Source organism: Streptomyces sp. NPDC046203, assembly GCF_040646255.1.
In the GTDB taxonomy this organism is placed as follows: Bacteria; Actinomycetota; Actinomycetes; order Streptomycetales; family Streptomycetaceae; genus Streptomyces.
Genome location: NZ_JBEYZX010000043.1, coordinates 11,775 through 29,871, shown reverse-complemented (window position 1 = coordinate 29,871; position 18,097 = coordinate 11,775). Strand labels below are relative to the sequence as shown.

At 72.8% G+C, this 18,097-nt stretch carries 18 protein-coding genes; 7 read left to right on the top strand and 11 right to left on the bottom strand.

The window, feature by feature from the left end; translation table 11 throughout:
- Positions 1 to 220 precede the first annotated feature (220 nt).
- Entirely contained in the window at positions 221 to 982 is a 762-nt protein-coding gene (locus ABZ990_RS25100) for a hypothetical protein (RefSeq protein ID WP_361235738.1), read from the top strand.
- Positions 983 to 1,032: 50 nt separating this feature from the next.
- Here ABZ990_RS25100 and ABZ990_RS25095 read toward each other — a convergent pair whose 3' ends face one another.
- A complete protein-coding gene (locus ABZ990_RS25095) occupies positions 1,033 to 1,743 on the bottom strand; it encodes an HAD family hydrolase (protein WP_361235735.1) in 711 nt (236 codons plus the stop codon).
- 225 nt (positions 1,744 to 1,968) lie between these two features.
- On the bottom strand, positions 1,969 to 3,243 hold the full coding sequence (locus tag ABZ990_RS25090) for a cytochrome P450 (protein ID WP_361235819.1): 1,275 nt from the start codon (positions 3,241 to 3,243) through the stop codon (positions 1,969 to 1,971).
- A 282-nt stretch (positions 3,244 to 3,525) separates the two neighbouring features.
- Between ABZ990_RS25090 and ABZ990_RS25085 the strand changes: the two genes are divergently transcribed.
- Positions 3,526 to 4,266: a translation initiation factor IF-2 gene (locus ABZ990_RS25085; protein WP_361235732.1), complete on the top strand. Its 741-nt coding sequence runs from the start codon at positions 3,526 to 3,528 to the stop codon at positions 4,264 to 4,266.
- Positions 4,267 to 4,343: 77 nt separating this feature from the next.
- Here ABZ990_RS25085 and ABZ990_RS25080 read toward each other — a convergent pair whose 3' ends face one another.
- From ABZ990_RS25080 to ABZ990_RS25040, 9 genes are all read right to left on the bottom strand, one after another.
- The gene (locus ABZ990_RS25080) at positions 4,344 to 4,907 is read right to left on the bottom strand and encodes a GNAT family N-acetyltransferase (RefSeq protein ID WP_361235729.1); all 564 of its coding nucleotides are present in this window, start codon (positions 4,905 to 4,907) and stop codon (positions 4,344 to 4,346) included.
- A 462-nt stretch (positions 4,908 to 5,369) separates the two neighbouring features.
- The gene (locus ABZ990_RS25075) at positions 5,370 to 6,230 is read right to left on the bottom strand and encodes an amino acid ABC transporter permease (protein WP_361235726.1); all 861 of its coding nucleotides are present in this window, start codon (positions 6,228 to 6,230) and stop codon (positions 5,370 to 5,372) included.
- A complete protein-coding gene (locus ABZ990_RS25070; protein ID WP_361235723.1) occupies positions 6,227 to 6,871 on the bottom strand; it encodes an amino acid ABC transporter permease in 645 nt (214 codons plus the stop codon). The genes ABZ990_RS25075 and ABZ990_RS25070 overlap by 4 nt, the downstream gene beginning before the upstream one ends.
- Positions 6,872 to 6,890: 19 nt before the next feature.
- Positions 6,891 to 7,820, bottom strand: coding sequence for a glutamate ABC transporter substrate-binding protein (locus ABZ990_RS25065; RefSeq protein WP_361235720.1), 930 nt, complete (start codon positions 7,818 to 7,820; stop codon positions 6,891 to 6,893).
- 14 nt (positions 7,821 to 7,834) lie between these two features.
- Positions 7,835 to 8,581: an amino acid ABC transporter ATP-binding protein gene (locus tag ABZ990_RS25060; protein ID WP_361235717.1), complete on the bottom strand. Its 747-nt coding sequence runs from the start codon at positions 8,579 to 8,581 to the stop codon at positions 7,835 to 7,837.
- Between the two features lie 335 nt (positions 8,582 to 8,916).
- Positions 8,917 to 9,354 carry a DUF6278 family protein gene (locus ABZ990_RS25055; protein WP_361235714.1) on the bottom strand — a complete coding sequence of 146 codons (438 nt, stop codon included), beginning with the start codon at positions 9,352 to 9,354 and terminating at the stop codon, positions 8,917 to 8,919.
- Positions 9,355 to 9,545: 191 nt separating this feature from the next.
- Positions 9,546 to 10,325 carry an exodeoxyribonuclease III gene (locus ABZ990_RS25050; RefSeq protein WP_361235711.1) on the bottom strand — a complete coding sequence of 260 codons (780 nt, stop codon included), beginning with the start codon at positions 10,323 to 10,325 and terminating at the stop codon, positions 9,546 to 9,548.
- 110 nt (positions 10,326 to 10,435) lie between these two features.
- Positions 10,436 to 11,068, bottom strand: coding sequence for an MBL fold metallo-hydrolase (locus tag ABZ990_RS25045; RefSeq protein WP_361235708.1), 633 nt, complete (start codon positions 11,066 to 11,068; stop codon positions 10,436 to 10,438).
- A 9-nt stretch (positions 11,069 to 11,077) separates the two neighbouring features.
- Complete coding sequence (locus tag ABZ990_RS25040) at positions 11,078 to 12,445, bottom strand: alpha/beta fold hydrolase (protein ID WP_361235705.1); 1,368 nt, start codon at positions 12,443 to 12,445, stop codon at positions 11,078 to 11,080.
- A gap of 490 nt (positions 12,446 to 12,935) precedes the next feature.
- Between ABZ990_RS25040 and ABZ990_RS25035 the strand changes: the two genes are divergently transcribed.
- The 5 genes from ABZ990_RS25035 (at position 12,936) to ABZ990_RS25015 (ending at position 18,095) form a co-directional block, all read left to right on the top strand.
- The gene (locus ABZ990_RS25035; protein ID WP_361235702.1) at positions 12,936 to 13,214 is read left to right on the top strand and encodes a hypothetical protein; all 279 of its coding nucleotides are present in this window, start codon (positions 12,936 to 12,938) and stop codon (positions 13,212 to 13,214) included.
- Entirely contained in the window at positions 13,211 to 13,852 is a 642-nt protein-coding gene (locus ABZ990_RS25030; protein ID WP_361235699.1) for a hypothetical protein, read from the top strand. Before ABZ990_RS25035 ends, ABZ990_RS25030 begins: the two co-directional genes overlap by 4 nt.
- A complete protein-coding gene (locus ABZ990_RS25025) occupies positions 13,849 to 15,612 on the top strand; it encodes a GH3 auxin-responsive promoter family protein (protein ID WP_361235697.1) in 1,764 nt (587 codons plus the stop codon). Before ABZ990_RS25030 ends, ABZ990_RS25025 begins: the two co-directional genes overlap by 4 nt.
- Positions 15,613 to 15,696: 84 nt before the next feature.
- The gene (locus tag ABZ990_RS25020; RefSeq protein ID WP_361235694.1) at positions 15,697 to 16,575 is read left to right on the top strand and encodes an SAM-dependent methyltransferase; all 879 of its coding nucleotides are present in this window, start codon (positions 15,697 to 15,699) and stop codon (positions 16,573 to 16,575) included.
- Positions 16,572 to 18,095: an FAD-dependent oxidoreductase gene (locus tag ABZ990_RS25015; protein WP_361235691.1), complete on the top strand. Its 1,524-nt coding sequence runs from the start codon at positions 16,572 to 16,574 to the stop codon at positions 18,093 to 18,095. Before ABZ990_RS25020 ends, ABZ990_RS25015 begins: the two co-directional genes overlap by 4 nt.
- Positions 18,096 to 18,097 lie beyond the last annotated feature (2 nt).

Genomic DNA, 18,097 nt, shown 5'->3' with positions numbered 1-18,097 from the left:
CCCGCCTGGCCGCACCCGTGCGACACGGCCCAGGTCCGGTCCGCAAAGTAGTGCCGTCTGCCCGGAGGGCAGGGCCCGCGGCGTCTGGTGCGTACGATCGCAAGGCGGAGGATCGCCCTCGTACTGGGCGTACTTGGGTGATTCCGACAACGCAGCGAGCGTGCGTGCCAGGCGTTGCGGGCCAGGCAGGACTTTGCGGACAGGGCCTAGCATGCCGGCCATGAACGAAGACCTGCGCAATGTCGTGCTCGGAGTTCTGGCCACCGGTGTCAGCGGCTCGATCGGCTGGCTCGCCCGGATGTTTCTCCAGCGTCGCCGACTGGGCCGCAAACAGGCCTTCTTCGGGCTGCCGAACCATTCCGAGTGTCTTCTCGTGGTCAACCGGGAGGCGGGCAGCGAGGGGGCGGTGCACCGGTACGACGTGTCGGCGCTGCTCGAACTCGCCGCGCTCGTCAAGGAATGCGGGGCACACGCGCGGATCGTGCAGCATGATCTGGCCCAGATGGGCTTCGGCGACCGCACGGAGTTCTGCGTCGGAGGTCCCGGCTCCAACCGCCGGATGGCCGCGCATCTCGGCTCGCTGCTGCCGGGCCTGACGATGCGTACGGCCGCCGAACCCGTGGACAGGCGGGGTGAGATACGCGTCGGAACGGATCTCTACCGGATGGAGCGGGGCGTCACCGAGTACGTGCTGCTGGCCCGGATCCGGGCGGGAGAGGGCGCCCGTCCGGTCTTCCTGTTCTGCGGGCAGCGGGCCATCGACAACCAGGCCGCCACCCGTTATCTGGCCCGGCATCACCAGCGGTTGACCCGCCGGCACCGCGACGGCAGCTTCGTGCTGCTGCTGAAGGTGGTCAACTCGCAGGCGTACGGGCCCGATGTGGTCGAGCTGGTCGCGGACGTGACCCGGCAGGCGCTCACGCCTCCCGCGCCCGGCTCCCCCGCAGCGTCCGGCACGTCGACCGCACCCGCGGGGACGTGACGTTGTCGGGGCCGACAAACGGGGGCCGGGTGGCGAGCGCGGGACGGCGGTCAGGCGCCCGCCGCCGGAACGAGGTCGCCCGACACCTTCCCCGTACCCAGCAGGGCACCCAACTCACCGAAGGATGCAACCTCTTCGTCGATGTACGAGGTGAACGGGCGCACGTCGTCGTCGGTGAAGACGTCGCCGCGCATCAGGACCGTCCGCAGGCCGGCGATCTTGGCGGCGCGCAGCGCCAGCGGCGAGTCGTCCACGAGCGTCCACCGGTGCGGCTGGCTCTCGTCCTCGGCGGCCAGCAGGGCCGTGTAGGTGCCCGGGGCGGCCTTGGAGGCATGCCCGAGGGAGACGAAGTCCCGGGGGTCGAACAGCCCGTCCAGAAGGCTTCGGCGCGCGGTCCGCTCGTCCATCGTCGAGAAGACGCGCAGCCGTACCCCCCGCGCCCGTTGCCCGGCGCAGAACTCCTCCACGCCCTCGCTCAGCGTCATTCCGACGCCGTCGACCGTGAGGCTGGATCTGAGTATCCCGATCTCCTCGTCGAGATGCCGCTCGATGCCGAGCCCCATGAACAGCGCGCGCAGACTGTCGTGCTGGGGAAAGGCACTGATGGCCTTGAACTGCAGGGCGGTCGCCTCGACCGGGAGTTCCGTGTGGCGGTTGATCCCCGCGTGCAGGGCGCGCAGCAACAGCCCGGAGGCGTTCATGCTGAGCACGCCGTCGAAGTCGAGGAGCACGGTGTGCGGCGAGAGGTCTGCGGAAACCATGGGGTCGTTCCTTCGCGTGGGAGATACGGACCGGGGTGAGGACTCCGAGAGCGTACGCAGCACATCCCCACCGCTGCCGCATGCCCAGCCACCGGACCACCGGACCACCGGGCCATCGGAGCACCGGCGAACCGGGAAGCACGAACCCGGCGCCGTCGAGCTCGCCACCCCACGAACGGCCCGGCAGTGCCTACGCCCCGCCGGCCCCACCCCCGCGGCACGCCGTCACTCCCGCCACGCCACCCGCACCGGCAGGGACTTCACCCCGCTGATGAAGTTGGACACCAGACGCCGGGGCGGTCCGGCGAGCTCCAGGCCGCTCCACGACCGCAGCATCTCCTCGTGCAGCAGCCTGAGTTGGAGCCGCGCGAAGTGGGCGCCGAGGCACACATGCGGGCCGTCGCCGAAGGAGACGTGCGGATTGGGGGTGCGGGTGAGGTCGAGCCGGTGGGGATCGCGGAAGGCCCGCTCGTCGTAGTTGGCGGAGGCGTGGAAGACGACGACCTTGTCCCCGGCGGAGATCGGCACCCCGGACAGCTCGGTGTCCCGGGTGGCGGTCCGCCGGAAGGACAGCACGGGCGGGTGGTAGCGCAGCAGTTCGTCGACGGCCGGGTCCGGTGCGATCTCCCCTGCCCACCAGGCGCGGGCCTCGGCAGGGTGCCCGGCGAGGGCCAGCAGTCCGCCGGGGGCGGCGCTGCGGACGGTGTCGTTTCCGGCGACGGTGAGCAGGAAGAAGAACATCTCCAGTTCGGCGTCGCGCAGTTCGGAGGCGGCGAGGACGCTGATGATGTCGTCGGCGGGGTGGGCCCGCTTGTGGGCGGCGAGTTCGCGCGCGTAGCCGAACATCTCGGCGAGCATGGCGGGCGACCTCGGGTTGACCGGCCGGCCTTCGGCGTCGAGCACGGGCGGCTCGTCGGGGTCCTGGTAGGCGATGACCCGCTCGGTCCAGGCGAGGAGCAGGCCCCGGTCGCTCGCGGGCACGCCGAGCAGATCGGTGAGGTTGAGCAGCGCGTAGTCGTCGGTGACGGCGCGGACGACATCGAACTCGCGGCCCAGATCCCCTCCCGACTCCCTTGCCTGGAGCAGGAGTTCGCGGGCGCGCTGCCGCGCGGTCACCGCGAAGCGGTCGATCCGGGCGGGGGTGAAGGCGCGGCTGACGAGCCTGCGGAGCCGGCCGTGGTGCGGCGGGTCCTGGTTGAGCATCATCCGGCGGATGAACGGCAGATCGGCCGGATCGGGGTCACGGATCTGGGTCGCGCCGAGGTACGAGGAGAAGTCGGCCGCGTCCCTGAGGACCCGGACGACGTCGGCGTGCCGGGTCACGGCCCAGAAGCCCGGCCCGGCGGGCCAGCCGAGGACCTCGTGCTCGCTCTGCCGGGCGACCGGGTAGTGGTCGCGCAGGGCGCGGAAGCGGTCGTGCGGGATTCCCCCGGCGTAGATCCGCGGGTCGAAGACATCGGGAACCCCGGGGAATCCGGGGGTGTCCGGGGCGGTGGGAATGCGGCTGGGTCCGGTGCTGCGATGCCGGTCGGCGGTGTGCTCCACGGAAGACAGGCTGGTACCCGGACTCCCGAGAGGCAATCACTACCCGTGCGTAACCCGTCGATCTTGACCCGCCCATGACCCCCCGATGATCATCCGGACCAGGACGTCCGCCCGCCGCCGGCGGCCGCACCGGATGCCCCCGGGTGCCCGTCGGCAGCGGCTGAGTAGGATCACCACCCCGGTTCGGGAAGGCGAGCACCCGCCCGCCCGCCTGCCCGGTTTCGGAAGGATGGACCCATGCGCCGACTCCTCGTGTGCGCGCCGCTCCTGCTGCTCACCGTCGGCTGCGGGGCCGTGTTCCCGTCCGCCGAGGACAAGGCGGCGGACGCGGCGCGGGACGTGGCCGTGGCGGCGGGCAAGAAGCTCTACGGCCCGCGTCCGCGCACGGCGGAGGAGGTCGGACGCTCCGCTTCCGGCATCGACGGGGTGGAGGTGCTCCGGGTGTCGGGCACCTCGACACGGGACGCGGACGGCGTCGAGGTGATCCTGCGTACCTCCGGCACCGCGAACGACGAGTGGAGCCAGCCCCAGGAGGTGACCCTGCAACGCTGTTTCGCGGTGCGGGTGTCGCCGAAGGCGGAGTGGGGCGAGGTTCCGCGCGGCGTCGACTGCCCGGACGGCCCTCCCCTGGCCTTCGCCCCGTCCCCCGCGCCGCCCCGGCTGCCGGATTACCGGGAGCTCCAGGCCGCACTCCCCCGCGTACCGGAGGACGGCCGGGCCGACGAGGCCGAGGTGCGCCGCGCGCTCGCCACCCTGCACCTGGATCCGGCGATCCACACCGAAGTGGCGGAGGAGAACGGCCGGGTCGGCGTCGACTTGTCGGTCGACGGCAACCACTACGACCCGCAGGAGTGCGTGCTCGCCCGGGTCGCTCCCGGCACCACCACGGTGTGGGTACCGGCCCGTATCCAGCGGATGTACGGCGAGGGCGGCTGCTCGGCCCACAACGCCCTGCACCCGGCGCCGCCGCCGCACTGACCCCGCGCCGCACCGACCCCCAGCCGTACCGATCCGCAGCCGCACCTGTCCGGCCCGGCCCGGCGTTGTAAGGACGCCTACGCCTGCGGCTTCCACTCGCGGGCGAGCATCGCGTACACGTACTCGCTCCCCCAGCGCTCGCCGTCCAAGTCGTTCTCGACCAGGTGCGCCTCCCGGCGCATGCCGAGGCGCTCGCACACCCGGACCGAAGCGGTGTTGAGCGCGTCGAGGCGGGCGAAGAGCCGGTGGGCGCCCAGCTCGGCGAAGGCCAGGCCGGCGACCGTACGGGCCGCCTCGGTGGCGTACCCCCGGCCGCCGTATTCCGGGTGCATCATCCAGCCGATCTCCACCTGGCGCGATCGAGCGCTCGCGAGCTTCAGGACGATCTCCCCGACGACCTTCGTCCCGCCGGACGGACAGACGGCGAACACGAGGTCGTCGCCGTCCTCGGTCCACGCCGATCCGGCCACGCGCCGCGCCAGGCCGCTCACGCACTGCTCGGGGGTGAGCGGTGGCCGGTAGAGGAAGCGGGCGCCGTCGGGGAGCGACTGGTAGGCGTACAGGTCGTCGAAGTCGTCCGGGGTGAAGCGGCGCAGCTGGAGCCGTTCGGTGCCGAGGGGCAGCGAGAGCGCGATCGTCATTCGTGGTCTTCCCCGAGGCGCCTCGCCGGACCGGGCGAGCCGACCAGGCGGAGCACCCCGCGATTCGTCGTGGGCGGTCGCCCCGTTCTAGGCCGCTCGCCACCGGCCGCGCAACCGGGTTTTCCGTCCGGGGCGTATGGGCCTCACGGCGGGTCGGCGAGTGGCTGGCCACCCGCCGACCCGCCGTGAGGCGGGCACAACCCGACCGGTGCGCAGCTGACCTTCTCCTTTCCGGCGGCCGACCGGCTGGTATCGGACCGCCGGGGCGGAGTGGTCATCGGCTGCTGCCGGGCGGGCAGGGCCCGTGCGGGGCTTCGCGCGGCCGTACGGACTCCCGGAGGAATCGCGTACCGGATTCGCGTGCCGGGACGCGCCTGCCGAGCCGGCCGCACCGGTGCGACCGGGCGGGCCGGTCGCACGGGTCGGGCCGGTCGGCCGGTCGGGCTGGTCGCGCTAGTCGCGCTAGTCGCGCTGTTCGATCAGCAGGGGTGGGGCCGCGGGGGCGACATCGGCGGCCCGGGTCCGGGGGCTGCGGCGTTCCCGCTTGGCCACCCAGGTGGCGAGCCAGGACAGCAGCATGCACATGCCGATGTAGATCGGCGCGATCACCATCACGACGGGGATGAACGGCAGGTCGTAGTCGAGGTTGGAGGCGATCAGCTTGCCCGCGTGCAGGAACTCCTCGTAGGTGATGAGGAATCCGAGCGAGGTGTCCTTGAGCGCCACCACCAACTGGCTGATGATGGCGGGCATCATGGCCCGGATCGCCTGCGGCGCCAGGACGTGGGTCATCACCTGCGTCTTGCGCATGCCGAGCGCGTACGCCGCCTCTCCCTGGCCGCGGGCCACCGCGCCGATGCCGGTGCGGAACACCTCGGCGAGCACGGACCCGTTGTAGAGGGTCAGTCCGGCGACGAGGGCGGGCAGCGGCTGGACCTTGAGCGCCACGAAGATGAAGAAGATCATCACGAGGACGGGCATGGCCCGGAAGAACTCGACGAACAGGGTGCTGATCCATCTGAAGGCCCGGTGCTCGGACAGCCGCCCGACGCCGAGGATGCCGCCGAGCAGGAGCGAGAGCACCGAGGCGTACGCGAACGCCTTCAGCGTGTTCCCGAGTCCCCGCAGCAGCAGTTCCTGAATTCCCTTGTAGATGAAGGGACTCCACTTGGTGGCGGTGAACTGCCCGGTGTCGAACAGCAGATAGATGATCCAGCCGATCAGGGCGAGGATCACGACGGTAGCGATCACCCCGATGGCGCGGTGCCTGCGGCGGGTGCGCGGCCCCGGGATGTCGTAGAGCGCGGAGGAGGCGGTGGTCATCGGGCGACTCCATAGCGCTTCTCCAGGAAGTGGAAGAGCGCGCTGATGGCGAGGGTGATGATGAGGTAGCCGACGGCGATCCAGACGAAGGTCCAGACGATGTTGTAGCCCAGCTCGCTCAGGGTCTTGTAGGTGCCGAGGAGTTCGGTGACGCTGAACGCCCCGGCGATGGCGGAGTTCTTGGCGAGGGCGATCAGGTTGGATCCGATCGGCGGGATGACGCTGCGGAACGCCTGCGGCAGCACGACGGTGCCGAGGGTCTGGGTGAAGGTCATGCCGAGGCTGCGGGCGGCCTCGCCCTGGCCGAGCGGCACGGTGTTGATGCCGGAGCGCAGCGCCTCGCAGATGAACGCGGAGGTGTAGCAGCCGAGCGCGAGGACCGCGAACAGGGTGAAGGGCAGCACGACTCCGAAGCGGGGCAGGCCGAGCACCACCGCGAAGAAGAGCAGGGTGAGCGGGGTGTTGCGCAGCACGTTGACCCAGACGGTGCCGAAGGTCCGCAGGGCGCCGACCGGGGCGACCCGGAATCCCGCCATGAGGAAGCCGAGGACCAGGGCCAGCAGACCGGCGTAGACGGTGAGTTCGACCGTTCCGAGGAACCCTTCGGCGAAGGTCGAGAAGTTGTTTGTCAGGACGTCCATGGGAGGGGGTGCTCCTTCCTCAGGTCGCCGGGTAGCGGTCGACGGGCGGCGGCGTCGGTGCGGGCACCCCGGACAGCCCCAGGGTCGCCTCGAACGCCTTCTTCCAGTCGCCGTTCTTCTGGTGGGCGACGATGGCGTCGTCGAGGGCGAACCGCAGCGCGTTGTCCGGGCGCGGGACGCCGATGCCGTACGGCTCCTTGGAGAACGGCTTGCCGACGAGCTTGAGTTCGTCGGGCGCCTTGGCGGCGAAGCCCATGAGGATGGCGTCGTCGGTGGTGACGACGGCAACCTGGTAGGTCAGCAGGTTGTCGACACAGATGGAGTACGTGTCGTAGCCCACGAGTTGGGCCTTCGGGTAGTCGGCCTTGATCCGCTGGTACGGGGTGGATCCGGTGGCCGAGCAGACGCGGCGGCCGGCGAGGTCCTGCGGGCCGTGGATGTCGTTCTCGTCGGTGCGTACGAGCAGTGACTGGCCGGCCATGAAGTAGGGCCCGGCGAAGCCGACGAGCTTCTTGCGGTTGGCGTTGATCGTGTAGGTGCCGACGTAGTAGTCGATCTGACCGTTCTGCAGGGCCGTCTCCCGGTTGGCGGAGGCGATGGTGCGGAAGTCGATGCCGGCCGGGTCGAAGCCGAGGGAGGCGGACATCATCCGGGCGATCTCGATGTCGAAGCCGGAGTAGACCCCCGTCGCCGGGTCCTTCTCGCCCAGGTAGGGCTGGTCCTCCTTGGCGCCGACGATCAGGTGGCCGCGGCGCTTGGCCCGGTTCCAGGTCGGCGAGTCGGGCAGGCTGAAGTTCGTCTGCACGTGGTAGACGGGCAGCTGCCCGGGCGCGGGGCCCTTGACGGGTGGGCTGCCCTCCCGGCCGCAGCCGCCGGCGGCGAGCGCGGCGGCCAGCAGGAAGGCGAGCGCGGCCAGGGTTCGTGTCGTACTTCGTGTCGTACGCAGCATGGCTCCCGCTCCGGTCAGTGCTTGAGGATCTTGGAGAGGAAGTCCCGGGCCCGCTCGCTGTTGGGCGCGGTGAAGAACTCCTCGGGCGTGCGGTCCTCGATGATCCGGCCGTCGGCCATGAAGACGACCCGGTTGGCGGCGGAACGGGCGAAGCCCATCTCGTGCGTGACGACGACCATGGTCATGCCGTCGCGGGCCAGCTGCCGCATGACCTCCAGGACCTCGTTGATCATCTCGGGGTCGAGGGCGGAGGTCGGCTCGTCGAAGAGGAGCGCCTTGGGGTCCATCGCGAGGGCGCGGGCGATGGCCACGCGCTGCTGCTGGCCGCCGGACAGCTGGGCCGGGTACTTCTCGGCGTGGGCGGCGAGCCCGACCCGTTCGAGAAGCTCCCGGGAACGCCGGTCGGCCTCGTCCTTCTTGCGCCCCCGGACCTTGGTCTGCGCGAGGGAGACATTGGCGAGGACGGTCTTGTGCGCGAAGAGGTTGAACGACTGGAAGACCATGCCGACCTCGGCGCGCAGCCGGGCGAGTTCCCTGCCTTCCTCGGGGAGCGGCTCTCCGTCGATGAGGATCTCGCCCGATTCCACGGACTCCAGGCGGTTCATCGCCCGGCAGAGCGTCGATTTGCCGGAACCCGAGGGGCCGATGACGACGACCACCTCGCCCCGGCCGACGGTGAGATTGATGTCCTGGAGAACGTGCAACGTACCGAAGTGTTTGTTGACGCCCCGCAGTTCGATCAGCGGATCGACGACGGCCATGTGGTGCCCTGCCCCTGTGAGTTCCAGCTGCTCTCGAGTCAGCGCAAGCTATCCGGGACGAAATGGGACTTCACAGGCGACACGCACGAAAGGTCCATAAGCCGTATTTACCCAAAAGGGTGCTGGGGCTTACTGTCGAGGGCCAGGCCGGGCCGCATCAGCGCGGAGCCGAGGCAGGCGTGGGGCGGGGGCGGCTCGGGCTCGGGGCGGGCCGGGGCGGGGCGCACTCGGGGCGGTGCCCTCGGCGGAGTTCCGGGCGGGACCGGGCCGCAGGGCGGGTGGGGCCGTCCGGCGTGGGTCGGAGGCCGGGGCGACCCGGGCCGGGCGCCGGCGCCTCAGCGCTCGGCGGCCTCGGCGTACACCTGGGACAGCTCCGGGGTTCCGGTCGTGGCCCAGTCGAGCCCGGCCGCGACCACGTCGAACTCCCGGCCCGAGGCGAGCCGGACCACCGGCTGGCCGTCCGGGCGCAGCCGCCATACCGCGCCGGGGACGGTGCGGACGAGGACGGTGCCGAGGTAGAGGCCCGCGTCGTTGCCGATCCAGGGCAGCTCCTCGGGGTCGTCGCGCCAGCGCGGCGGAAGCTGGTCGAGCGCGCCCAGCGAGCGGGGCGTGTCGTCGAGCCGTACCCCGGCCGTCTCCGCGCGGGCGCGCAGCAGCTCGCACTCGGCCAGCAGCTCGGCCGCCCCCTTCGGGTCCCGGTCGAAGAACGTGCCGAGCGGGGACCGTTCGGTCTGGTGACGGGCGCGCCACTTGTCCAGGAAGGGGATGTTCATCCGCGCAGCGTCCCACCGTGTCCGGCCGGGCACCACCCGGCGCGCGCGAGCTCCTGGCACGCGACCGGGGCCGGAGGGCAGGCACCAGGGGGACGGGGCCGGGCGCCGGGTGCGTACGCCGCCCACCGCTCATCGGCCCCGTGCGAGCGCCGCGGGAACCGCCCGGCCGCGACCGGGCGCGGCCGGACCCGTCACACGTCGAGGTCGACGACCACCGGGGCGTGGTCCGAGGCGCCCTTGCCCTTGCGCTCCTCGCGGTCGACGTAGCTGTCCTTGACGGCGTCCGCGAACGGCTTGTTGCCGTAGACCAGGTCGATGCGCATGCCCTTGTTCTTCGGGAAGCACAGCTGGCGGTAGTCCCAGTACGTGTACGGGTGGTCGTACTTCAGCGGGCGCGGCACCACGTCGCCCAGACCGGTCTCGCGCAGCGCGGCGAGCGCGGCCCGCTCGGGCTCCGTGACATGGGTGGCACCCTCGAAGGCGGCGAGGTCCCAGACGTCGTCGTCGGCCGGCGCGATGTTGTAGTCGCCGAGCACGGCGAAGGGGCGCTCCCCGGCGGCGTCGTCCGCGACGGCGTCCTTCAGGGCCTGGAGCCACCGCAGCTTGTAGGCGTAGTGCTCGTGCGCCACTTCGCGGCCGTTCGGCACGTACACCGACCACAGCCGGACCGGACCGCAGGTCGCGGAGATGGCCCGGGGCTCCTGCACGCCGTCGTAGTCGGGACCGCCGGGCAGACCGGTGACCACGTCCGCGAGGCCGACCCGGGAGACCAGGGCGACCCCGTTCCACCGGCCGGTGGCGTTGACCACGGACTCGTAGCCCAGCTGCCGCAGCTCCTCGGCGGGGAACTGCTCGGCGGTGCACTTGGTCTCCTGGATGCACAGCACGTCGGTGCCGCTGCTCTCCAGCCAGGCCAGCAGCCGGGGCAGCCGCGCGGTGATCGAGTTGACGTTCCAGGTGGCGATGCGCATGTCCGCCACCCTACTTCGGGGGTCCGACAGTCCGGTGCCTCGCGGCCCCGGACCGTGTCCCCGAGCCGTGTCCTCTGGTGTGCGCTCTCCCCGGGCCCAGGGCTCAGGGCTCAGATCCGCGCCGACTCGCCCGGGGCGAGGCGCTGGTGGTCGGTGCCGCCGAGGAGGCCGATCTGGTGGTCGTAGATCGGGCGGGCCAGGTCCGTCAGCAGCGCGTCGTGGACGTCGTACGCGCGCGTGGGCCGTACCTCCCGGACGTAGTCGATCACCTCGGAGATCTTGTTCCACGGGGCCATGACCGGCAGGAACAGGGTCTCCACCGGCCGGTCCGGCACCGTGAGCGCGTCGCCGGGGTGGAAGACGGAGCCGTCGACGAGGAAGCCGACGTTCGTGACCCGGGGGAGGTCCGGATGGATCACGGCATGCAGTTCGCCGTGCACCTGGACGTCGAAGCCGGCGACCGTGAACGCGTCGCCGTGGCCGACGGTGTGCACCCGGCCGGGGAAGGCGGCCGTGAGCTGCTCCGCGACGCTGCGCAGCGTCCACACCTCGGCGGCCGGATTGGCCTCCAGGGCCGCCCGCAGCCGCCCCTCGTCGAAGTGGTCCGGGTGCTCGTGGGTGACGAGGAGGGCGTCGGCGCCGAGCGCGGCGTCCTCCTCGGTGAACATCCCCGGGTCGATGACGAGCGCCCGCCCGTCCTTCTCCAGGCGGACGCAGGCGTGCGTGTTCTTCGTCAGTTTCACGGCCGCAGCCTACGCGTGCGGTGTGGTGTCCTCCTCGATCACCCGGCCGACGACACGCAGCGCGCTCTCGGCGGCGGGCAGCCCGCAGTAGACGGCGGTCTGGAGCAGGATCTCGCGCAGCTCACCGGCCGTCAGCCCGCTGCGCAGGGCGGCCCGGGTGTGGTCGGCGAGGGAGTCGTGGTGCCCGCCGGCGATCAGCGCGGCGAGGGTCACGGCGCTGCGGGTACGGCGGTCGAGCCCGTCGCGGCTCCACACCTCGCCCCAGGCGTAGCGGGTCGCCAGGGTCTGGAAGTCGGCGGCGAAGGGGTCGGCGAGGGCCTCGTCGACATGGGCGTCGCCGAGCACCTCGCGGCGCAGTTTGAGCCCGCGCTCGTAGGCGTCGGGGCGGGCCGCCGTGTCGCCCTCGGCCAGGACCGGCGGGGCGATCTCGCCGACCGGTACGACGGGCGCGGACGTCTGCGGCATCTGCGGGACCGGCGGGTTCTGCGGGCCCTGCGGGTCCTGCGGGCCCTGGGCGGCGAGCGGGCCGGGCGCCGCGGCCGGGCCGCCGAGCGCGTCCTGGCCGCCGAGCGGGGCGAAGTGGCCGGTGAGCAGTTCGGTGACGGCGGAGGGCTGCTCGACGGGGGCCAGGTGGGACGCGCCGGGGACCACGGCGAGCCGGGCGTCCTGTATGCCGGCGACGAGGGTGCGGGCCTCGGCGGGGCCGGTGATCGCGTCCTCGGAGCCGACCAGGACGAGGGCGGGAATCCCGATCCGGCCCAGGGCGTCGCGGACGTCGAAGACGGCGAGCGCCTCGCAGGCGGCGATGTAGCAGCCGGGGTCGGTGGTACGGACCATCTGCACGGCCCAGTCGACGATGGCGGGCTGTCCGGCGGCGAAGGCCGGGGTGAACCACTGCTCGGGCGCGGTACGGGCCATCGGCTCCAGTCCGTTGGCCCGGACCATCACGGCGCGCTGGCGGAACTCGTCGGCGCTGCCGAACCGGGGCGAGGCCGCGACCAGCGCGAGGGAGGCGACCCGGTGCGGGGCGCGCAGCGCGAGGTCGATGCCGATGGCGCCGCCGAGCGAGCAGCCGGCGTAGCCGAAGCGCTGGACGCCCAGTTCGTCGAGGGTCGCGAGGAGCCGGTCGCCGAGTTCCGCGACGGAGCTCGCGGGCTGGGCGGGTGCGCCGCCGTGGCCGGGCAGGTCGAACCGGACGACCCGCCAGTCGCGGGTGAGTTCCGGGATCTGGCGGTCCCACATGTGCCAGGTGGTGCCCAGGGAGGGCCCCAGGACCAGGACCGGTGCGTCCTCTCGCCCGTCGACGCGGTATTGCAGGGTGTTCGTCGCTGTCTCGCTCACGCCCTGCACGGTCTCACATCTCGCGGTTTCCCACATGTCCCAGGGGGAGCCCTGTGCGAGCCGTCCGAAGTTGTGGCGAGTTCGTGAAGGATCCGCGCAGCGGCTTCACCTCTCGCCTACAGGGCGCCCGGGTCGCGCACTTGGGGAAGCGCGCGCATCCCCGCCTCCGCTCCGCCTCCACTCAGCCTCCGCGTACCGCCCAGCGAACCGTTCGAAACGGATTGCGCCACGTAAAGAAAACGAACTGTCGAAAGTTGGCGAAGTCGACCAAGCAGCGTCAACTTCGCTCGCCCCGGTCGGTGACTCCCGGTTAGCGTCACGAACCGTTCGTGACACAGCAGATCGCGAACGGTCGTGTGTGCCGCTGGGGCCTGTCTTTGGGATCAGGTCCTACGTCCGGAGGTCCATCCTGATGTCAGCCACCGAATCAGAAGCTCCTGTTCCCCCCTTATCCGCGGCTTCCCGGCCCCCGGGACCGCCGCCGCCCACTGCGGGGTCACGGCCACCGGTCGGGCCCGTCGTCCGTATGGCCCCGCAGGGCGCCGACCGCCTCCGGGCGGCCGTCCGGCCGACCGACGTCCTCGCGGCGCTGCGCGATCCTCGGCTCGACTCCGACACCCGCCACCCGGGTTCGGTGCTCGGCCTGGCCTGGCTCCTCCACCGCGCCGTGGTGAAGCCGGCCGCGCGCCGGCTCGGCGGCCGGCGCCGGTACGGTCTCGGGGCCCACCCCGTACCCGTGCCGTCCGCTCCCGCCCCCTCCCCTGGTGCGGGAGAGGCGTCGGCGACACCGGGCGGTGCGTCATGACGGGCGCGCCCGGGCCGAAGTTCCACGTCCTGCTCGGCCCCGACGGGGCGGGCAAGTCCACCGCCATGAAGCGGATCGCCGAACTGAGGCCCGACTGGCGCCTGTTGTCCGCGGACAGCCGGTTCACCGGCGCGGAGCACGCCTTCGTCTCGGAGTTGCGCCGGGGCGTGGTGCGCGAGGTGCTTCCGGGGCTCGGCGCCGGGGCGTACTCGCGCGACTTCCTGACCAGCGTGCTCCAGACGGCCGTGGTGCACTTGCGGGACCTGATCGCCGCGCAGCCGCCGGGAGTTCCGGTCCTGGTCGACTCCTACTACTACAAGACCCTGGCCAAGTGCCGGATCTTCGGGGACGACGACCACCCCCTGTTCGCGTGGTGGCGTTCCTTCCCCCAGCCCGCCGGAGTGGTCTTCCTCGACGTCGCGCCCGCGACGGCGTGGCGGCGCAGTCGCGGCGGACGGCTGCTCAACCCGTTCGAGTACCCGGGCGACGAGCCCGAGTGGTTCTCCTTCGAGAGCTACCACCACAACCTGCGGAAACTACTCCTCGAAGAGGTGCGTCACGTGCCGGTGACCCTGATCGACCAGCCCTCCTCGCCCGACCGGGCGGCGGCCGCCGTCCTGCGGGCGGTGTCCCGATGACCCCCGCACCGGCCGCGACAGCGTCCGCACCCACGGTCTCGCCCACGCCCACGGCCGCGCCCGAGTCCACGCCCAAGTCCGCGCCCTCGCCCGGCGGCTGGGCCGACCCCGGGCACGGAGCGCGCTACCGCGCCCGGGTGCTGGCCGAGCACGCCCGGCTGACCGCTTCACTGGCGGGCTTCCGCCAGCACCAGGACCGGGTCCTCGCCGACCTGCTCGAATTCAACTCCGGCACCGTCTTCGGCCGCGAGCACGGCTTCGGGCGGATCCGCACCCTCGCCGACTTCCGGTCCGCGGTGCCCGTCCAGGATTACGCGGCCCACCGGCCGCTGATCGAGCGGACCGCCGCGGGCGAGCCGAACCTGCTCACCGCCGACGCGCCCCTCGTCTACTTCACCAGCAGCGGCAGCACCGGGGACCACAAGAAGATCCCGGTGACGGCCCGCTTCATGCGGACCACCTTCCTGCCCTTCTACTTCGCCGCGTGGGCCGGTCTGGTCGAGCAGGTGCCGGAGGTGCTGCGGCGGCCCGACGCCGTACTCAACCTCAAGCACGATCCGCTGTCCGCGCCGCCGCTGACCGCCGACGGAAGCCCCCATGTGGGGGCGAGCCAGGTCGACTTCGGCACCCGGTTCGGCGAGCCGCTGGCGGCGGAGGTGGGCAGTGGCGCCCCCTGGGCGACGCTGCCGGTCGAGGTGGCGCCCGGCGATCACACCGAGAAGATGTACCTGCGGCTGCGCATGGCCGTGCAGAGCGATCTGCGCGCGCTGGTCGGCATCAACCCGGCGATGGTCGCGGCGGTTCCGCACCAGCTCGGCCTCTGGTGGCCTCGGCTCGTCAAGGAGATCCGGGACGGTACGGTCGGCGGGCGGCGGTTCGGTTCGCCCGATCCGGCGCGGGCGGCCGAACTGGAGCGGATCGCCGACTACTTCGGGACCGTCCGGCCGGCCCATGTGTGGCCCCGGATCGAGGCGCTGTTCGCCTGGACGACCGGCATGGCGCGGCTCTATCTGCCGGGCCTGCGCGAGGAGTTCGGGGTGGGCGTACAGGCCCTTCCGGCTCCGGTCGCCGCCTCCGAGGGGCCGGTCGCCGTGGCCCTGGACCGGCACGGCTCGGCGGGCAGCCTGGTGCCGACGGCTTCGGTGTACGAGTTCGTCCCGGCCGACGAGGACCTGACCCCGGACGTACGCACCCTGCTGCCCGAGGAGTTGGAGGCGGGAGCGGACTACCACGTCGTCTTCAGCCACGTCGGCGGCTTCTACCGGTACACCGTCGGCGACGTGGTGCGGGTGGTCGACTCGGTCGGCGGGGTCCCCCGGGTCGCCTACGCGGGCCGGGGCACCCGCTCGGACGCGGCCGGCGAGCGGCTGCGCGACGCACAGGTGATCCGCGCCCTCGAAACGGCGCTGACCGCCGGCGGTCTCGCGCTGCGCAACGCGGCCTGCCGCGTCGAGGAGGACCCGGAAGGGACGCTCCGCTACCGCTTCGCCCTCGCTCCCCGCGCCGCCTGGCTGCCCGGCGAGTCGGCCCGGTTCTCCGCGCGGCTCGACGAGGCCCTGACCCGGGAGTCCGCGGGCTACCGGTCGGCTCGCGCCGAGCGTCGCCTCGGCCCGCTCGTCACCCAACTGCTCGACCCCGGCGCGTTCGACCGGGACTGGCACACCGCGGTGGCCTCGGGCATCCGGCCGACCCAGGTGAAGGACCGGCTCTTCCGGCAGGACGAGGCGCTCTGGCGCCGGCTGACCGGACCGGCCGGCTGACCCGGGCGTACCGGCCACTCCGCCCGGCCCGGCCACCGGATCGGCAGCCCTGCCCCACTCCTCCCCCGAACAGGAGAACCCCCGATGACCACCACCTCGTTGAACCCGGTGGAACGTACGGCCCTGCTCACCGCCGCGCTCCGGTCCGCCGAGACCCTGCGCGAGGACCGGCTCTACTCCGACCCGTACGCCGAGCGCCTGGTCGGCGACATCGGCCCGAAGCTGCTCGCCGAGGTCCGCGCGGCCACCTTCCCGGCGGACCGGCCGCGCAGCCTGCCGAGCACCCCCGACTACAACGCGATCCGCACCCGGTTCTTCGACGACTACCTGCAACGGGCCGCCGCCGACCGGCAGATGACCCAGATCGTCCTCGCGCCCGCGGGCATGGACTCCCGCGCGTACCGTCTGCCGTGGCCGGAGCACATCCGCTACTTCGAGGTGGACCGGCCCGCCGTCCTCGCCTTCAAGTCCGAACGGCTGGACGGGGTGAGCCCCCGGGTGGACCACCGTACGGTCGCCGTCGACCTCACCGCCGCGGACTGGGAGCAGCGTCTGATCGCGGCGGGGTACGACCCCTCGCTGCCCTCCACCTGGCTCCTTGAGGGACTCCTCTACTACATACCCGGGGCGGACACCCACCGCATGCTGGACCGGGTGGCGGCCCTGATGGCGCCCGGCAGCCGGATCGCCGCCGACATCGTCAACTCGGCTGCCCTGACGCTTCCTCACATGCGCGGCCTACTCGATGTGTTCGAGGGCTGGGGCTGCCCCTGGGTGTACGGCGACGACGAGCCGGAGCAGCTCTTCGCCGGGCACGGCTTCGACGTCCGCGCCGTACAACCGGGCGAGCCGGAGGCGGACTTCGGGCGGTGGCCCGATGCCGTTCCGGACCGCGAGATCAAGGACGTGCGCCGGGTCTTCTTCGTGACGGGCCGCCGCGCCACCGGGGCCGGCCGGTCATGACCACGGCCGTCATCGCGGGAGGCGGGTTCGCCGGTCTCGCCGCCGCCCTCGCGCTGGGCGAGCGAGGCCACCGGGTGATCGTCCTGGAGCCGGGCCCGCCGCCGCCCGAGGGGCCGCCCGGCAAGGCCGCCGACGACTGGCGGCAGCCACTCGTCCCCCAGCTCCGCCAGCCCCACATCCTCAACTCGCTCGGCGTGCGGGTGCTGGCCCGGCGGGCCCCCCGGCTCCTCGACGAGGTCCGGGCCGAGGGCGCGCTGCCGCTGCGGCTGGCCGCCGCGGCTCCCCCGACGCTGGTGCGCTCGGCCGGGGCGGCGGCGGACCCGGAGCTGCGCGCGCTCGGGGTGCGCCGCACCACTCTCGAACTCGTCCTTCAACGTGCCGTACGCGCCCTGCCGCACGTCCGCCTGCGGTACGGGGTCAAGGTCCAGGAGCTCGTCCTCGCCCCCGGCGGACGGGCGGTGGCCGGGGTGGTGACGGCCGACGGGGAGCGGATCACCGCCGAGACCGTCGTGGACGCCACGGGCCGCCGTGCCGCCCACCGGAACTGGCTCGCGGCGGCCGGGTTCCCGCTCGCCCCCGATCTCGTCGAGCCCAGCGGGATACGGGTGTTCAGCCGCTTCTTCCGGCTGCGCGGCCCCGCGCCCACCGATGTGTCCGGGCTCCCCGGCTTCCTGAACCGGGGCAACGCGGCGGGCGGCATCTGGCCGCACTACGCGGCCGTCCTGCATCCGGCCGACGGCGGGATCTTCTCCGTCTCGCTCGGCGTGCCCACCGGCGACCGGCCGACGGCGGGCCTGCGGCACGGCCGAGGCTTCGCGGCGGCGGCGCGGATCTCGCCGTATCTGGGGCCCTGGATGGAGCCCGGCGTGGCCACCCCGCTCGGCCCGGTCCGCACGATGGCCCATCCCCCGAACATCCTGCGCGGACTGCCGGACGGCACCCCGGGCTCCGGCCCGGCCGGCCTGTTCCCGGTGGGCGACGCGGCCTGTGTCACGGACCCGATCTTCGGCCGGGGGCTGTCGCTGGCGCTCGCCCACGCCTTCGCCCTCGCCGACCTCCTCGACGCCGGGCCCCGGCCGGGCGAGGCGGGGAGCGGCGCGGCCCGGGCCCTGGCGGACCGGCTGCTGCGGCCCTGGTACGAGTACGCCGCCGCCGACGCGCCGGCCCGGATCGCCCACTGGCGGGCCGCCGTGTCGGACACCTCCGGCGGGCAGCGGTCCGCGCCCGTCCGGGCCACGTCTGCCCGCACCGCGCCCACCGGCACCGCTGCGGTCCGGGCCACGCCCGCGGGCCGGCCCTCGATCGAACAGGTGGCGGCCGCCGCGCTGGTGGACGGGGAGGTGTGGCGCGGGCTCCAGCGGATGCTGATGGGCCTGGACACTCCCGACGTCCTGTTCGACACCCCGGACCTCCGCGACCGGGTCCGTACCGCTCCCCCGCCGTCCGCTCCGCCGGTGGCGCCGGCCCCGCCGAGCCGCGCCCGGCTGCTGGCGGCCGTGTCCGAGACGAAGGTGGTCTAGGC

Coding starts and splice junctions, on each gene's coding strand:
- ABZ990_RS25100 (WP_361235738.1), top strand. CDS start 221: ATGAACGAAGACCTGCGCAATGTCGTGCTCGGAGTTCTGGCCACCGGT.
- ABZ990_RS25095 (WP_361235735.1), bottom strand. CDS start 1,743: ATGGTTTCCGCAGACCTCTCGCCGCACACCGTGCTCCTCGACTTCGAC.
- ABZ990_RS25085 (WP_361235732.1), top strand. CDS start 3,526: ATGCGCCGACTCCTCGTGTGCGCGCCGCTCCTGCTGCTCACCGTCGGC.
- ABZ990_RS25080 (WP_361235729.1), bottom strand. CDS start 4,907: ATGACGATCGCGCTCTCGCTGCCCCTCGGCACCGAACGGCTCCAGCTG.
- ABZ990_RS25075 (WP_361235726.1), bottom strand. CDS start 6,230: ATGACCACCGCCTCCTCCGCGCTCTACGACATCCCGGGGCCGCGCACC.
- ABZ990_RS25070 (WP_361235723.1), bottom strand. CDS start 6,871: ATGGACGTCCTGACAAACAACTTCTCGACCTTCGCCGAAGGGTTCCTC.
- ABZ990_RS25065 (WP_361235720.1), bottom strand. CDS start 7,820: ATGCTGCGTACGACACGAAGTACGACACGAACCCTGGCCGCGCTCGCC.
- ABZ990_RS25060 (WP_361235717.1), bottom strand. CDS start 8,581: ATGGCCGTCGTCGATCCGCTGATCGAACTGCGGGGCGTCAACAAACAC.
- ABZ990_RS25055 (WP_361235714.1), bottom strand. CDS start 9,354: ATGAACATCCCCTTCCTGGACAAGTGGCGCGCCCGTCACCAGACCGAA.
- ABZ990_RS25050 (WP_361235711.1), bottom strand. CDS start 10,325: ATGCGCATCGCCACCTGGAACGTCAACTCGATCACCGCGCGGCTGCCC.
- ABZ990_RS25040 (WP_361235705.1), bottom strand. CDS start 12,445: ATGTGGGAAACCGCGAGATGTGAGACCGTGCAGGGCGTGAGCGAGACA.
- ABZ990_RS25035 (WP_361235702.1), top strand. CDS start 12,936: ATGGCCCCGCAGGGCGCCGACCGCCTCCGGGCGGCCGTCCGGCCGACC.
- ABZ990_RS25030 (WP_361235699.1), top strand. CDS start 13,211: ATGACGGGCGCGCCCGGGCCGAAGTTCCACGTCCTGCTCGGCCCCGAC.
- ABZ990_RS25025 (WP_361235697.1), top strand. CDS start 13,849: ATGACCCCCGCACCGGCCGCGACAGCGTCCGCACCCACGGTCTCGCCC.
- ABZ990_RS25020 (WP_361235694.1), top strand. CDS start 15,697: ATGACCACCACCTCGTTGAACCCGGTGGAACGTACGGCCCTGCTCACC.
- ABZ990_RS25015 (WP_361235691.1), top strand. CDS start 16,572: ATGACCACGGCCGTCATCGCGGGAGGCGGGTTCGCCGGTCTCGCCGCC.